Origin of the sequence: Acinetobacter sp. C32I, from assembly GCF_023702715.1 — a bacterium.
In the GTDB taxonomy this organism is placed as follows: Bacteria; Pseudomonadota; Gammaproteobacteria; order Pseudomonadales; family Moraxellaceae; genus Acinetobacter.
The window spans coordinates 1,884,980-1,901,275 of record NZ_CP098480.1; the positions used below are offsets into that span (position 1 = coordinate 1,884,980).

At 40.3% G+C, this 16,296-nt stretch carries 16 protein-coding genes; 3 read left to right on the forward strand and 13 right to left on the reverse strand.

Annotation, left to right across the window (positions count from 1 at the left end):
• Positions 1 to 170: 170 nt before the first annotated feature.
• Together NDN13_RS09100 and NDN13_RS09105 are read right to left on the reverse strand one after the other, a co-directional pair.
• A complete protein-coding gene (locus NDN13_RS09100) occupies positions 171 to 3,677 on the reverse strand; it encodes a two-partner secretion domain-containing protein (RefSeq protein ID WP_251118001.1) in 3,507 nt (1,168 codons plus the stop codon).
• Positions 3,678 to 3,873: 196 nt separating this feature from the next.
• Positions 3,874 to 4,905 (reverse strand): LysR family transcriptional regulator, encoded by a 1,032-nt coding sequence (locus NDN13_RS09105; protein ID WP_251118002.1) that lies wholly within the window; start codon positions 4,903 to 4,905, stop codon positions 3,874 to 3,876.
• 197 nt (positions 4,906 to 5,102) lie between these two features.
• On the opposite strand from NDN13_RS09105, the gene NDN13_RS09110 reads away from it, so the two are divergent.
• Genes NDN13_RS09110 through NDN13_RS09120 form a run of 3 tightly spaced genes read left to right on the forward strand, consistent with a single transcriptional unit; the run spans position 5,103 to position 10,994 of the window.
• On the forward strand, positions 5,103 to 6,326 hold the full coding sequence (locus NDN13_RS09110; protein WP_251118003.1) for an efflux RND transporter periplasmic adaptor subunit: 1,224 nt from the start codon (positions 5,103 to 5,105) through the stop codon (positions 6,324 to 6,326).
• 5 nt (positions 6,327 to 6,331) lie between these two features.
• A complete protein-coding gene (gene adeG, locus NDN13_RS09115) occupies positions 6,332 to 9,511 on the forward strand; it encodes a multidrug efflux RND transporter permease subunit AdeG (protein ID WP_251118004.1) in 3,180 nt (1,059 codons plus the stop codon).
• A 10-nt stretch (positions 9,512 to 9,521) separates the two neighbouring features.
• Positions 9,522 to 10,994, forward strand: coding sequence for an efflux transporter outer membrane subunit (locus NDN13_RS09120; protein ID WP_251118005.1), 1,473 nt, complete (start codon positions 9,522 to 9,524; stop codon positions 10,992 to 10,994).
• Positions 10,995 to 11,071: 77 nt separating this feature from the next.
• On the opposite strand, the gene NDN13_RS09125 is transcribed toward NDN13_RS09120, so the two are convergent.
• From NDN13_RS09125 to NDN13_RS09175, 11 genes are all read right to left on the reverse strand, one after another.
• Positions 11,072 to 11,509, reverse strand: a complete 438-nt coding sequence (locus tag NDN13_RS09125) for a hypothetical protein (RefSeq protein ID WP_251118006.1) — start codon at positions 11,507 to 11,509, stop codon at positions 11,072 to 11,074.
• A 67-nt stretch (positions 11,510 to 11,576) separates the two neighbouring features.
• Positions 11,577 to 11,900 (reverse strand): hypothetical protein, encoded by a 324-nt coding sequence (locus NDN13_RS09130; RefSeq protein WP_251118007.1) that lies wholly within the window; start codon positions 11,898 to 11,900, stop codon positions 11,577 to 11,579.
• A 282-nt stretch (positions 11,901 to 12,182) separates the two neighbouring features.
• A complete protein-coding gene (locus NDN13_RS09135) occupies positions 12,183 to 12,416 on the reverse strand; it encodes a hypothetical protein (RefSeq protein WP_251118008.1) in 234 nt (77 codons plus the stop codon).
• A gap of 122 nt (positions 12,417 to 12,538) precedes the next feature.
• Positions 12,539 to 12,907, reverse strand: coding sequence for a hypothetical protein (locus tag NDN13_RS09140; protein WP_251118009.1), 369 nt, complete (start codon positions 12,905 to 12,907; stop codon positions 12,539 to 12,541).
• A gap of 173 nt (positions 12,908 to 13,080) precedes the next feature.
• Positions 13,081 to 13,386, reverse strand: coding sequence for a hypothetical protein (locus NDN13_RS09145; RefSeq protein WP_251118010.1), 306 nt, complete (start codon positions 13,384 to 13,386; stop codon positions 13,081 to 13,083).
• Between the two features lie 204 nt (positions 13,387 to 13,590).
• On the reverse strand, positions 13,591 to 14,211 hold the full coding sequence (locus tag NDN13_RS09150) for a suppressor of fused domain protein (RefSeq protein ID WP_251118011.1): 621 nt from the start codon (positions 14,209 to 14,211) through the stop codon (positions 13,591 to 13,593).
• A 310-nt stretch (positions 14,212 to 14,521) separates the two neighbouring features.
• Positions 14,522 to 14,887, reverse strand: a complete 366-nt coding sequence (locus NDN13_RS09155) for a hypothetical protein (protein ID WP_251118012.1) — start codon at positions 14,885 to 14,887, stop codon at positions 14,522 to 14,524.
• A gap of 83 nt (positions 14,888 to 14,970) precedes the next feature.
• Positions 14,971 to 15,147, reverse strand: coding sequence for an SMI1/KNR4 family protein (locus NDN13_RS09160; protein ID WP_251118013.1), 177 nt, complete (start codon positions 15,145 to 15,147; stop codon positions 14,971 to 14,973).
• Positions 15,148 to 15,176: 29 nt separating this feature from the next.
• On the reverse strand, positions 15,177 to 15,407 hold the full coding sequence (locus NDN13_RS09165; protein WP_251118014.1) for an SMI1/KNR4 family protein: 231 nt from the start codon (positions 15,405 to 15,407) through the stop codon (positions 15,177 to 15,179).
• 66 nt (positions 15,408 to 15,473) lie between these two features.
• On the reverse strand, positions 15,474 to 15,839 hold the full coding sequence (locus NDN13_RS09170; protein ID WP_251118015.1) for a hypothetical protein: 366 nt from the start codon (positions 15,837 to 15,839) through the stop codon (positions 15,474 to 15,476).
• Between the two features lie 65 nt (positions 15,840 to 15,904).
• On the reverse strand, positions 15,905 to 16,294 hold the full coding sequence (locus NDN13_RS09175) for a hypothetical protein (protein ID WP_251118016.1): 390 nt from the start codon (positions 16,292 to 16,294) through the stop codon (positions 15,905 to 15,907).
• Positions 16,295 to 16,296: the final 2 nt, after the last annotated feature.

Below are 16,296 nucleotides of genomic sequence, written 5' to 3' on the forward strand. Positions count from 1 at the left end.
GCTTACCTTATGTTTTATTTTTTCATTATCGAAAGCATAATCCGATGCAGCATTGGAATACAACGTGTTTAGTAGATGAGTATTCAGGTGAAATCATCGTTTAAATGAACAATTCATCAAAACAAGAGGCCGAAACCTCTTGTTTTATCTACGCATTCTTGTTTTGAATATTAGTGATTATAACGCAACCATGGGGTGCTATTATTTTCATCAATCACCCAAACAGAGGTTGAATTTGGGTCAGAAACATCGGCAATATCCCACCCTGAAAAAGTCAGAATTTGTTGCAGCTCAGCCGTGGTTTTTCCATATCCTCCAGCGCTTTGGCTTTGTCCAGAGGTCTCTTTATTCCAATAGCTATTTACATCAATCGTGATTCCATTGGTATTGCCAATCAGTCCGCCTGTATTCGTTACGCCACTCACAGAACCAGAAGAAAAGCTATTTTCAACTTTTGGTAAGTAATTCGTTGTTCTACCTCCAAGTAGTCCACCAGTAGAGTTTTGCCCAATAACATTACCCAAAGCATAGGTATTGAGAAGATACCCTCCTTGCGTATTCCCAACTAAGCCACCCGTATATTGATAGCCCTTCACATCACCTGTTGCATAACTAGAAGACACATTCCCAAGATGATTCAAGCCAATTAAACCACCGACGCTGGTACTTCCGTTAATTGAACCAGTGGCATAACTACGAAAAATTACACCCTCTTCAGCATTTGCCCACTTTTCATTATACCCGACGAGGCCACCAACATTCTCTGTTCCCGTTACATTCCCTGTCGCAAAACTATGACTTACGCCTTCTACATTTTTCCCCACTAAACCGCCCACATTTTTTTCTCCAGTGACATGACCCTGAGCTGAGCTATTCGAAATTTCAGTGGCATTAAATCCGACTAAACCACCAACGCTGTTTGTTCCCTGAACATCGCCTTGAGCATAGCTATTCTTGATAATACTTTCAGACAAGTTATAACCAACTAAGCCACCTGTATATTCGGTTCCAATGACTTTACCAGTTGCGTAGCTATTTTCAATTTCAGTCTTATTCTGCAAACTTGGGAAGTTATTACTGATTGAACCAACGAGACCTCCAGTTTTAGATGTCCCAATCACCTCTCCAGTTGAGTAACTATTTTTAACTTTGACAGCACCATTAATTGAAGCAATTAATCCCCCTGCTGATGACAGATAGCTATCATCAGTAGCTGTTACTTTACCTACGGCAAAGCTGTCCTCAATTGAAGCAGTCGCATTAATATCACGAGTCGGATTGTTGTAAACAGCCTCAAGACCAATCGAACCCACTAAGCCACCGACCGCAGATTTTCCATTCAAGTTTCCTGTGGCATTGCTTTGCAAAATTTTAGTATTTCCTTGAGAAAATAATAATGAACCAACTAGACCGCCTAAGCTGTCTATATTTCCAGAAATATTGCCTGTTGCATAACTCTGAATAATGTCATTATTTATTTGCTGCCCCACAAGCCCCCCAACTGTTGAGGAATTGCTTTGTTCTGAATGAATATTTCCCGTCGCATAACTCTCTTTAATTAAACTATAACTTTTACCTACCAATCCACCTGCACTTCCTCCAATAAGTGGCGCAGGCAGACTTAACAGTGTAATTTCACCCGTCGCATAAGAATTCAAAATAGAAGCAGTGCTTTGTTGATGATTTTCATCTCGGTAGCCACTTGTACCGATGAGTCCTCCTACCCCTGAGGTTCCTTGCACAGCGTTGGAACTAAATACATGTTTAACGACACCAGATTTTTGAAAACCGATTAAGCCACCAACATTACCTGTACCGCTTACCATTCCTTCAATCGTTCCAACATCTCTCACCGTATTTGTCGTTGCGCCAAACAAACCTACTGAATAAGCGTCAAAAACCGCTGGTAACTGTGTCGGAATTTCATACAGTAATGGATTAGGCCTGTTTATATATAATCCATTAACCGTATGCCCAAGACCATGGAATTCGCCTGTAAAAGGTTTATCAATCGTTGTTTGAGTTGCGGTAATCCCACCTGGATTATTGGGGTCATTCAATATCGTGAGAATTGTGCCAAAACTACCAATGGGGTCAAAACCTTTCCCATTATTCCAATTCACCGTATCAGAGGCATCAATATTGCTACCTAAAGCATAATTTCCAGTAAGGTTATTGTTCATCCCTTGTAGGGTATTGATATTGGCATCACCTTCCTCACCTAAGTCATTGATTACAATGTAAGACGTTCCATTAATCAATAAAGTCGGTGATGAACCGCTGATATTAATCTTGGCACCATTATTTAAGTTGTAATCCGAACCAGCTCCATAGTTCATAGCAAGCTTGGCTTTATCTCCACTTAAGTCCAAATCGCTATTAAAATTAATATCTTTAGTTGCGGTTAGTGTTAGTGCGGTATTGGCGTTCCAACTGCTTGCATCATTGAGATTAATATTGCCTTGGCCTTCTGCCGTACCAATCGCATTCAAAGTAACATTGCCTTTGTTTAAAGCATCACCCAAAGTGGTACTGCTGACACTGCCACCAAAGAAATTGACATCGACATTTTTGGATTTCAGCTCCCAGCCACTGGTGGTCGGCGGTAAGCTGCTCGTACTATTTCGCTGTGTCGTGATATTGGTCCCAGAATTGATATTTACCTCTGCCGCAGAAGTTTTAATCTGCCCACCATTGCCTCCGTTCGGGGCGGATGCATCTAAGGTACCGCTGACATTCACGGTACCACTGCTTAAATCACTGCCAAGCTCAATCACGCCACGGACATTATTCACCGTTTGTGCTTGGATCACCCCAACACTATTCACCACTGCATTGCTTAATTCATCAATCCCTTTTGCAGTAAGGATCACTTTACCGCCATCGGCCTGAATCATGCCACCTGAGTTAATCAAGGCCTGTGCTTTACCTTGATTAATGGTGTAACCCAATAGGCTGCCATTATTTAGATTCAGGGTAATATCACCACCTGCTGCCAATAATACATTGCCCTGCGGTGCTTTGATCGTACCTGTCTGTTTTACCGTTGGTGCAATTAAGGCAACCGTACCGCCAGTAGGCACGGTAATTTTGCCTCGGTTCTCAACGGTTTTGTTATTGGTAGGATTGTTAAAATTAAATAGATTATTATTAAAATCAGCATTACTCAAGTTTAAAGTCGATGCCACCAAACCCGCGGTATTCACCTGTGAGGTACTGCCAAATAGCACCCCATTCGGGTTAATAATAAACACTTGTCCATTGGCATTTAACTGACCGTTTAAGTTGGATGCACTTGTACCTGTGACGCGGTTTAAGGTAATTGAACTGCTATTCGGTTGCACGAAATTCACAATTTCATTGCTATTGGTGGAAAAGCTGCTCCAGTCAATTGCAGCTTTTGCGGTGGACTGGTTAATCGTGGTGGTGGTACCTGCGGTTGAAATGCTCGCTGTTCCAGAACTCACCACCCCACCTGTTGGTCCCGCGAAAACAATACTTGCACTCAATACATTCACTGCAAAGAATGCTGTTATTTTTGCTGTATGAGCAACAGAAGTTTTAGATTTGATATTTGTTGTTGATTGCGTTGCAACGATTCCACCTTTGGCCTTCTCACTCACGGCTTGCCAGCAGAGATGTGTTGCATTCCATACAATTCTATAAACTTTATTCACTTATACTTCCCCTTTGATTTTTAATATTATTTCAACTTTTTGTTGAGCATTTTTTTTACCATATATTTTATTTTTCTGATCATTTTTTATCATTTTTCGGATGAAGCGCATGCAGAAGATCGTAGCGTTTTGATCTCCTTTTTACGCATTTTTATAGATTCAGTGATGACTAAGCTTGTAACTCCATCACTGATCTTTAAGTCTTTAAAGCCCGCGCTTCAGCAATATTATGCTGCTCCACCAAAGTCCGGATGGTATATTCATGATTGCTTTTTTGGTCACAGGCAAATTCACATTTCTGATCCAGCGGCAAAGCACTACCACCCAATAGTGGACATCCTGCAAACAGCTCCGCCACCCAGTCGACAAAGACCCGAACTTTTTGGGATAAATGCCGACTCTGTAGATATACCACTGAAATCGGCATCGGTGCACATGTCCACTGCGGCAAGACTTCTTTTAAAGTCCCTGCTTCAAAATGATTGGTCAGCATATAACGCGGTCCTTGAATCAGCCCAAAGCCTTGCAGCGCCAAATCGATATAAGCATCGCCATCATTGACCGACACCTGCCCATTAACACTGACACTCTGGATTAAGTCATCGACCACAAAATCCCAATCAAAATTGCGTCCTGTCCGACTGGAGAAGAAATGAATGGCTTGATGATTTTTTTGTAAATCTTCAAGTGTCTTCGGTTCACCATATTTTTCTAAATAGCAGGCCGATGCTGCCGTAGCACACTGGAACGTACCGATACGGCGTGCAATTAAACTTGAATCCTGTAATTCTCCAACCCGAATAGCACAATCAATGGCCTCACCTACCAGATCGACTGGCCGATCATTCAAGCCAATCACCAACTCAATATCGGGATAACGCTGATGAAACTCTCGCAATCTTGGAATTAAGATTAAACGACCAATCGAGACAGGTACATCAATGCGTAAACGCCCTCGTGGCCCTCGTTGCTCATCATGAAAAGAGGCCTCAATATCTTCAACATCGGCCAAAATTCTCAACGTACGGTCATAATACACTGCACCATCGGGTGTTAGGCTCAGTTTACGGGTGGTTCGATTCAGTAAACGAACCTGTAAATGCTTTTCTAAACCCTGAATGGTCGTGGTGACAGAAGCACGCGGTAGTCCCAGACTGTCAGCTGCCAAACTAAAGCTGTTGGTTTCAACCACTTTATTAAAGACTCTCATTGCATGAAATAGGTCCACACACCCACTCCTCATTGCTGCATTTTTTCAGTTTGACACAACAATTATTATAAAAATACGAATAGTGTTATCAAATTTAGTATATTTATTCGTAATTGACAAACTTTTATGCTCCTTTCATTCCATAAACCTGTTTCTCCCATACAGACCACAACAAAAAGTCTGAAAACAGGGATTCAAATAACCAGGAGCATCCCATGTCACTTTCTCGCAAACAGCTAACGCTGTCTGCCGTCATTCTTGCTATTTTTGCAACGGGTGGCAGTTTTATTCTCTTCCAAGAAAATGCAGATGCGAAAGCTACCCCAACAGCAAGTGCAGCACCTGCTGCAACCGTTGATGTCGCCAGTGTGGTCAGTCAGACCATTACCGATTGGCAAGAATACTCCGGACGCCTCGAGGCCATCGATCAAGTCGATGTCCGCCCTCAGGTCTCAGGCAAACTGATTGCCGTGCATTTTAAAGATGGCAGTTTAGTTAACAAAGGTGACCTGCTATTTACCATTGACCCACGGCCTTTTGAAGCAGAACTAAATCGCGCCAAAGCACAACTGGCCTCGGCTGAAGCGCAAGTGACTTACTCTTCAGCTAACTTAGGCCGCAACCAGCGTTTAATCCAAAGTAATGCGATTGCCCATCAAGAACTCGATCAAGCGGAAAATGAAGCCCGCTCAGCCAATGCCAACTTGCAAGCCGCTAAAGCCGCAGTGGAAACCGCCCGTTTGAATCTGGAATATACCCGTATTACTGCCCCTGTCAGTGGGCGTATTTCCCGTGCCGAAGTCACGGTCGGTAACGTGGTCTCCGCAGGCAATGGCGCACAAGTCCTCACCAGTTTGGTTTCGGTGTCACGTCTGTATGCATCTTTCGATGTCGATGAACAAACTTATTTAAAATACATCAGCAATCAACGCAATTCGGCTCAAGTTCCCGTTTATCTCGGTCTCGCCAATGAATCTGGTTTTAGCCGTGAAGGTTATATCAGTTCCATCGACAATAATTTAAATACCACCTCAGGCACCATCCGGGTTCGTGCCACCTTTGATAATCCCAAAGGTGTGATGCTCCCTGGACTGTATGCCCGCATCCGTCTGGGTGGTGGACAACCTCGCGCAGCGATTCTGATTAGCCCAACGGCAATTGGTGTCGATCAGGACAAACGTTTTGTGGTGGTGGTCGATGCGAAAAACCAAACTGCATACCGTGAAGTAAAACTCGGCGCACAACAAGACGGCCTACAAATCATTAATAGCGGCCTGCAAGTCGGTGACCGCATCGTGGTGAATGGTTTGCAACGTATCCGTCCGGGTGATCCTGTAAATCCACATCTGGTCCCTATGCCAAATCCTCAAATCATTGCCGATAACACCGCACAACAACCTCAGCCTACAGATAAAACCCCAACTTCGGCAAAAGGTTAATCCGCATGAATATTTCTAAATTCTTTATTGATCGTCCGATCTTTGCTGGGGTGCTGTCCGTCCTGATTCTACTGGCAGGCTTACTCTCCCTTTTCCAACTGCCTATTTCTGAATATCCAGAAGTAGTGCCACCCTCTGTGGTGGTGCGTGCCCAATATCCGGGTGCAAACCCTAAAGTGATTGCTGAAACGGTTGCTTCTCCGTTGGAGGAATCCATCAACGGCGTAGAGAACATGCTGTATATGCAGTCTCAAGCCAACAGCGATGGTAACCTGACCATTACCGTCAATTTCAAGCTTGGGATTGATCCCGATAAAGCCCAGCAACTGGTCCAGAATCGGGTTTCACAAGCCCTGCCACGTTTGCCTGAAGATGTACAACGTCTCGGTGTGACTACGCTGAAAAGCTCACCAACCTTAACCATGGTGGTGCATCTGACCTCACCGGATAATCGCTATGACATGACCTACTTGCGTAACTATGCAGTACTCAATGTCAAAGACCGTTTAGCACGCCTACAAGGTGTAGGTGAAGTGGGGCTATTTGGTTCAGGCGATTACGCTATGCGTGTATGGCTAGACCCACAAAAGGTAGCACAACGTAATCTCACTGCGACCGAAATCGTCAATGCCATCCGTGAGCAAAATATTCAAGTTGCCGCAGGAACCATCGGTGCAGCGCCAAACAATTCACCTTTACAGCTCTCGGTGAATGCACAAGGCCGTTTAAGTACCGAACAGGAATTTGCCGACATTATTTTAAAAACGGCTGCGGATGGTGCAGTAACTCGACTCGGTGATGTGGCCCGTGTTGAACTGGCCGCTTCGCAATATGGCTTGCGTTCATTACTGGACAATAAACAGGCGGTGGCGATTCCAATTTTCCAAGCACCGGGTGCCAATGCCTTACAGGTCTCTGATCAAGTGCGTAGCACCATGGCGGAACTGTCCAAAGATTTTCCAGCCTCGATTAAATACGATATCGTTTACGACCCGACTCAATTTGTACGTTCAAGTATCAAAGCGGTAATTCATACCCTGCTTGAAGCGATTGCACTGGTGGTTGTGGTGGTGATCCTGTTCTTACAAACATGGCGCGCTTCAATCATTCCATTACTGGCAGTGCCTGTTTCAATCATTGGTACTTTCGCCTTGATGCTAGCCTTTGGTTATTCCATCAATGCCTTGTCACTGTTCGGGATGGTGCTCGCCATCGGGATCGTGGTCGATGATGCCATCGTGGTGGTGGAGAATGTCGAGCGGAATATTGAAGCAGGACTCAGTCCAAGAGATGCCACCTACCGTGCCATGCGTGAAGTCAGTGGACCGATTATTGCCATCGCCTTGACCTTGGTTGCCGTGTTCGTCCCTCTCGCTTTTATGACCGGCTTAACAGGGCAATTCTATAAACAGTTTGCCATGACCATTGCCATCTCCACCGTGATTTCGGCCTTCAACTCCCTCACGTTATCACCTGCTTTGGCCGCCATGCTACTCAAAGGTCATGATGCCAAACCTGACTTCCTGACCCGCGTAATGAACCGTATTTTCGGACGCTTCTTTGCCCTGTTTAACCGCGTATTCTCACGCGCATCGGATCAATATGGTCGTGGCGTTAGTCGGGTGATTTCGCATAAAACCTCAGCGATGGGTGTCTATGCAGTACTACTCGGTCTGACCATTGGGATTTCTTATATCGTTCCGGGCGGTTTTGTGCCCGCACAAGATAAGCAATACCTGATCAGCTTTGCCCAATTACCGAATGGTGCCTCACTGGATCGAACCGAAACCGTGATTCGTAAAATGAGTGATGCCGCGCTGAAACAACCCGGCGTAGAAAGTGCGGTGGCCTTCCCTGGCTTATCCATTAATGGTTTTACCAACAGTTCCAGTGCAGGGATTGTGTTTGTCACCTTAAAACCATTTGCGGAACGTAAAGCGGCTGATCTTTCTGCCAATGCCATTGCAGGTGCTTTGAATCAGAAATACGCCGCGATTCAAGATGCTTATATTGCAGTATTCCCACCACCACCCGTAATGGGTCTCGGCACAATGGGCGGCTTTAAACTCCAGCTGGAAGATCGTGGTGCTTTGGGTTATGCCGAGTTAAACAACGCAGCGCAATCCTTTATGAAGGCAGCACAATCTGCACCTGAATTGGGGCCAATGTTCTCCAGTTATCAAATCAATGTACCTCAACTAAATGTTGATCTGGATCGGGTCAAAGCCAAGCAGCAAGGCGTTGCCGTGACCGATGTATTTAATACCATGCAGATTTATCTCGGTTCACAATACGTGAATGACTTTAACCGCTTTGGTCGTGTCTATCAGGTGCGTGCCCAAGCCGATGCGCCGTTCCGTGCCAACCCTGAAGATATTTTACAGCTTAAAACCCGTAACAATGCAGGACAAATGGTACCGCTGTCTTCTCTGGTCAATGTCACTCAAACCTATGGTCCAGAAATGGTGGTGCGTTATAACGGTTATACCGCAGCCGATATTAATGGTGGTCCTGCACCGGGTTATTCATCCAGCCAAGCTGAAGCTGCGGTTGAGCGCATTGCCGCTGAAACCTTGCCACGTGGGGTGAAATTTGAATGGACCGATCTGACCTATCAAAAAATCTTGGCAGGTAATGCCGGATTGTGGGTGTTCCCGATCAGTGTGCTGTTAGTGTTCTTGGTCTTGGCAGCACAATATGAAAGCCTGACCTTGCCATTGGCCGTGATTCTGATTGTGCCAATGGGTATCTTGGCGGCACTAACAGGGGTTTGGCTCACAGGCGGTGATAACAACATCTTTACCCAAATCGGCTTGATGGTACTGGTCGGGCTGGCCTGTAAGAATGCCATCTTGATCGTGGAATTTGCCCGAGAACTGGAGATGCAAGGCGCGACTGCATTCAATGCTGCGGTTGAAGCCAGTCGACTACGTTTGCGTCCGATCTTGATGACTTCAATCGCCTTCATTATGGGGGTGGTTCCACTGGTCACATCAACAGGTGCGGGTGCTGAAATGCGTCATGCCATGGGCGTTGCGGTGTTCTTTGGTATGATCGGCGTGACCTTCTTTGGTTTGTTCCTGACCCCTGCCTTCTATGTGTTGATTCGTACCCTGAACAGCAAACATAAACTGCATTCGGCAGCTGTGCATGAAGCACCACTGCACAGTTCACACGATCACTAAGGAGCAGGCCATGACAGGATTCAAACCCCACTGGATACTCTCCTCACTGATGGGAAGCCTGCTGCTTGCAGGCTGCTCATTGGCACCTGAATATCAGCCTGCCAAGGTAGTTATTCCACTGCAATTCAAAGAAGCGGATACCAAACTGGATGATCCCAACTGGACCATCGCGCAACCTGCCGATGCGCAGTCTCGCGGTGAATGGTGGCGTATTTTTAATGACCCGCAACTGAATGATCTGGAACAACAGGCCATTGCAGGTAACCAGAATTTAAAGGCAGCCGCAGCCAATATTCAGGCCTCACGTGCTTTAAGGTCTGCTGCACAAGCTGAACGCTTGCCTAGTATCAGCGCAGGTTTTGGGCCAACCCGTCAGAAGCCCTCACCCGCTTCTTTAGGACTTGATTCGGATGCATCTACATCTGCACGTACCTTATGGCGGGTGCAAGCCAATGTCTCCTATGAACTGGACCTATTTGGACGGGTTGCTAGCAGTATCAATGCAGCAACCGCAGATGTGCAGCAACAGGAAGCCTTGTATCATTCTGCACTGTTAGCCTTGCAAGCAGATGTGGCACAGGCTTACTTTCTGATACGTCAATTCGATGCTGAACAAGCCATCTATACGCAAAACATCAAGTTACTGACTGAGAATCAAAATTTGATTCAAGCACGTTATCGCAATGGTCTTGTCAGTGATCTGGATGTTTCTCGTGCGCAAACAGAACTCTCGACCGCCCAAAGCGCTGCGCTCAGCATTACACGGAATCGAACCAGTACCGAACATGCATTGGCAGTATTACTCGGTAAACCACCTGCTGAATTTAGCTTAGCGATTCAACCCTTGTCTGCTACTGCGATTCGCCTGCCTGCGGGTTTGCCTTCGAGCTTGCTTGAACGTCGTCCCGATATCGCTGCCGCAGAACGGGCTATGGCCGCCGATAATGCACGCATCGGTATTGCCCGTGCTGCCTTTTTCCCCAAACTGGATCTCACTGGTGCGCTGGGTTATGAATCAGCAAGTTTAGGCGATTTGGGTAAATGGTCGAGTCGAACTTTTTTACTCGGCCCTGTCGCGGGCACAATTTTGTCTTTACCGTTATTTGATGGTGGGCAACGTAAGGCAGGCGTTGCTCAGGCACGTGCAGGCTATGAACAAAGTGTCGCCAATTATCGGCAGACCGTGCTGAATGCGTTCCGTGAGGTTGAAAATGGTTTATCTGATCAGCGTATTTTGGATCAGCAAATTCAGGCACAAGCTCAAGCACTTGCGTCATCCCGACATGCCAATCAGCTTTCACATTTGCGTTATCGTGAAGGCAGCATTAGTTATCTGGATGTGATTGATTCGGATCGGAGTATCTTGCAGCAAAAGCAACTCGCTGCACAGCTTCATGGCAGTCGAATGATTGCCAGTGTGGATCTTATTCGGGCTTTAGGTGGTGGTTGGCATACTGGGCAAGTGGAGTTGGTACGGCAATAAGGCTTAAATTGGGAAAATATACAAGGATGTAGATTTTCTCGGTTATATTGGGCAAGTTAAATTTTACTAGCTTATTGCTAAATTACCTCTAAAATTTTCTTATATATCACCTCTGTATGCGGATCAACTGAAATTAGTTTAAATGTATATTTTTTTGCTATAATTACAATCTGATAATCATGACTGTTAACAACGAAACACCTATAATCTTTAATGTTAACTTTAGAATATTCCCATTTCTTTCTTTTCTTTAAGTATTTTCTTATCACTTTAGAATCTAAAACCTCATATATAGATGACCTATACTCGGGCTCATCTATTAGGTAACTTCTAATTTCACTTTCAATTTTGACACTTAAAACATCATTAAAAAAAATCTCTCCGAGTTTATTTTTTATCAGCTCAGCATTATCATCCCAGCATGTAAAATAGGTAATTAAATCATCCCGATAATGTTGAGTAAAAACATGACATTGGGGATCTTGCCAAAAGGGAATTTCTATTTCAACAATCATCGGATTCTATTCACCATAAAAATATACTAAAAAATAAAGCTACTTAAATGGATAGCTACCCCCTATTTCACCAGCTTGAAAGTTCTCCATCCTCATCTTCTATAGAAATAGTTGTATTATTACGTAACCAGCCAAAAAAACTAATTAAATCTGAAGTTACAGTTTCTCCATGTGATGACACTTCAAAAAAAATATAATTCTCATGAAAGAAGAATCTAACATCATAAACCCAACCATTATCTCCACTTTCATCTTTCAAATAAACTACTTTCTTTTCCGTATCAAACACAGAAAAACTTTTTAATTCTTTAAGTTTATCAATTACTTTTAACTTGTTTTTCTCAAGCCATTCTTTATCATTGAATTTTATAAATAACTCGGCTGACATCATTTAATCTCTGTGATTACGACCTGAAACTTGATAAAAATCTTTGTACTTTTTACATCCATATCTGCTGTTTCAGTTTGTTCTAGCTTCATAAAAAACTTAACCATACCAGACTAGCTCTACTCTTCATATCGACAAAAAATACAACACATCAATTAATCAACATCAACCAATTACTATTCATTAAAAACGCCCCCATAAAAGAATGTTTCTTCGTAAGAAAAAACAACCTCACTTTTATTAACTAAATAGGCAATACAATTTTCATCACTAGGGTAAAAAAAATCACTCCATGATTTTAAATATATATGATGGAACAATTGCACAATTACACCTCCCCCAAAAGAATATTAAATATGAAACCCCTTTTAGCTTTTCTTCGAAAAAACTTAAAGCCTCATTCTCATCATCAAAATCAAGTTCTTTTTTTTCTTTTAAGAAAAAAGAATCTCTCCCAATATCCATTAGATTATTAAAAGGAAATAATGAATCCCAAAGTTTTTTTGATTCTTCACTCATTATAAAAAATTTCTTTCTTTTCTTTATCTGATAAAGAGCAATCATCAGAGTTAAAACGCCATACTATTGGATATAGGTTTTCATCAAAAATTATTGAATTTTTACTTGCCATAAAAATTAAACTATTTAAATGAATATCCCTTTGCATGCACTTCAAAACAATGATCATATGTCCACAAAAGATATATATTTAATCCACTACTATCACTATTAGACTGATCAAAATTAGAACCAGAAACATTTGAAAATTTTCTTTCAAAATCATCATATTGAATCAAATTAAAACTCTTTACATTATTAAACCTTATTAAAAAAGGTTCTGACATTCTAAAACTACTCCCATCTTCATTTTTTTTAACCATACTAAAGTTAATATTAATCTCTAGACTATTTCCATTCACATCAAAAACAAAGCTATTTAACCAAAAATCTGTTCTTGAACATAAAATTCCAAATTTTGTTTGTATGGGTAAGAATGTTGATTCGGACATATATATTTACCTGCGTCTGTTGTTGAAAACCTACTTAAAGTTGCTTCTTTTGTATCTCTTCGGGAGTTGCCCACCTTACACTCGGCCTTCAAAGGTTTTTATATTTAAAACTCACGAATTAAAATTAAATAAAAATCAAACATTCAGTTCACCCTTAAAAATATTTAATATCTCTAACATTTCATCTGTATTTTTTTCCAAAAATTAATACGGTCTACAACAACTTTTTCAAAGGAATTTTCAACACAAAAATTTAAATCTTTAACTAGCAAATCTAAAAACACCTTATCACCTAAAAAAAATAAATACAGATTTTCTTTTATATCAAAACCGAATAACAATCTTATACATGAATAAGAATCAACTCCAACATAACTTCCTTTTAGTAATAGCTTACTTTCACTACCACATTTAAAATCAATAATTTCCAGATAAATTCTTCTATCCTTATTATGAATTACCTTATAAAAAGTTTCCAAATCACTAAAAGGACCTACATAATGAGACGATAAAAATTTCTGCCACCTATATCACTTCTCAGATTTAAACCATTTTTAAAGGAAAAACCTTTAAAATCATTTCCCCGAAGTAACCAATCTTATTCATAATAAGTTTACCTCTATTATAAATATTATTTTCAAAGCCAACAAGCACACAATAAAAATAAAATATTTCAGTAATTTTCAATTTATAAGAGTATCTAAAAATGAATTTCTATTAATATCAATTAGACTAAGATTACTACTCGATTCTAAACAATCAAATTCCTCTATTCCATTTTTCAATATAAAATCTGCTTCATCCTTATAGACTGGGATTACCCATCGCAAGGCAACGTTATTAAATTTTTCTGCTATAAAGATATCAGCAAGTTCTTCTGCTTCGCCTCTTGCCTCATCAACAAGAATTGATTTTTGCAAAAAACAATTCGGTGCAACATTAATCTCTGAAATAACTCTAATATCACTTTCTACCTCTGACTTAGAAAGATGCAGCGCTATATCTAATAAGTATTTCACAATCATCTCTTCATTTTTCTCTACAAAATCATATGGTAAGGCAAAAAGATACTCAAAATTAAATTTTTGCTTCTTGAATTGACTAATAAGCCCTATACCAATTGTTACTATACGAGATATAGAATCATTATCTTTCCTAGGGAAAAAATATATTTCTAATGGAATATCATTTTCTTTTTTAAAAATCCATCTATTCTCCGGCTGCCCCCACTCTCTAATATACAAAGATAAAATTTGAGAACGATATATATCTAATATCAAGCTTTCTTTGCTATCAAACTTCATTTTTTCCCTCTTGGCTTTTACCTCATAGTTTAAACCAATGTCTGCTCGATATGTTTGAGTATGACTTAATTGACCGCCTTCTGATCTCTGGCACTCTAAAAATTAATTTCCGTTGTCATTAAGTTATACAGTTAATTTCTACTTTTTGGTCAGTGTTATAGCCTATAATTTCTTTGACAAGTATAAATATCTCACTACCCGATACTTCATTGTAATATTTAAGGGTAATTTACTCTACAAGATCATAAACGATATCTATGTTGTATTAAACAAAAACCCAGTAACTTATTCTGAGTTTTTCTTTTTAAGATCAAGACCTAAATAATGGCAATGTAAATTTCAATATTCCATCCTCGTATTCAAGATAACCTTGCAAAATTAAATCAGTTATTTTTGATTTGTTGTATATATTACACTCAACAATAAACTCGCCATCCTCATCGGTATCCTCTATTTCAAAAATAGGTCTATTAGGAGATTTTACTTTTACACTTTCCATCTCGCTAAAGGGTATCAACGATAAAACATACGAATTATTATCAAAGTTCCGTTCTAATTCCTCAATAATTTCTTCATACATTGCTGATGACAACTCAAGCTTTTCTTCAAGTTGATGCTGATCCTTTTGATTTAAATAATCTAAGAACTGATTTATCAACTGATATACATCTAACAATTTTTCTCATTTATACTCATTTTTCAATATTTAACACAACCTGCATCCCATAATCTTACACATATATAGTTTCTCTTCAATAGTTACCACTCATGGAAATTTTCTTCTATTACATCACCCAAAGAATCCCCCAACTTATTATACTCACCATTATCTACATAATAAATATATACTTCTCCATTTACATTTATAAAAATAGGGTTACCTGCACCATCATCCGAAACTACTACTGATTTTAAAATATAGTTATCAACTTTCAAATCATCTAAAAGTTTTCTTGCTCTATTAGTTAATTCAATAACAGTTTCACCCCCATCATCTCAGCATTTTTCAAACCATATATAGCTAAACCTGCGTATGAACCACCATATGTACTAACAAATAGCTTATAGTCCTCTGGAAGCTTTATTTTCAAGATATTTTCCACATTATTAATATCATCCAAAGTTAATGGAACCCCTTTCATTTCTGGGTTATCTTTATAGAACTTTGATAATCTATCCAATAAATAGGCGTCCACCACAGCTCCCTCTTCGATTACAGGCTATTTATCACTAAACCTCAATTAAGCAAACTTTTAAAATTATTAAATATCAAACAAAATTTCTTCTAAAATTTCTTTAGATTCTTGATCTAATTTATCGTTACCACTCAACTCCAGATAATGTTTAATCAGTTCTTTTTTATCTATAGAAAAACCTATATTCACAGCATAAATATAAACATCATAAATAACAGATAGAGCATCCGACCTATTTTCCTTCAGTGGATTATTAATACATATATATACTAAAACATCCCATAATTTGATTAAAACATCATTTTCAAATATTTTCTCATTCAAATAAGGAGAAAACAGATCTGAAATCTCACCTAGCTCCTCAAATAAAGAATCTGTACTTAAAGAATCTCCCATAATCCTATTTAACTTATCAAGGATATTAAACTTCACCTCACCCCCTAAAACACCAAATTATTTCATGGAATTTGTATACACCCCAACTCAAATTAATTAAATCACTCAACACCATTAAAATAAACAGACAACTCTTGAAATATTAAACCATCTATTTCAACAGAAAAAACAAAATCATCTTTATGCACTTTTAAAACAAAATATTTTCCTATATTTTCAAAAATCAACTCACCAAAACTATTTTTAATCCAATTTTCAATAGATATACTCCCCACCAATCGTGCTTTCAACTTTATAACAACAGTATTATAATCCTCTCCCCACAAACCATATTTTTTAATATCTACATCTGGTCGTTCACTAATATGAAAATCGATATCACAATACCCAGATAGATCAACACTAAAGCGCCCTATTCTTACAGGAAAAACAATACCAGAAGGATAAAGTTTTTTCAAAAAAATGTTATTATCTATATTCTCAATAACCATAG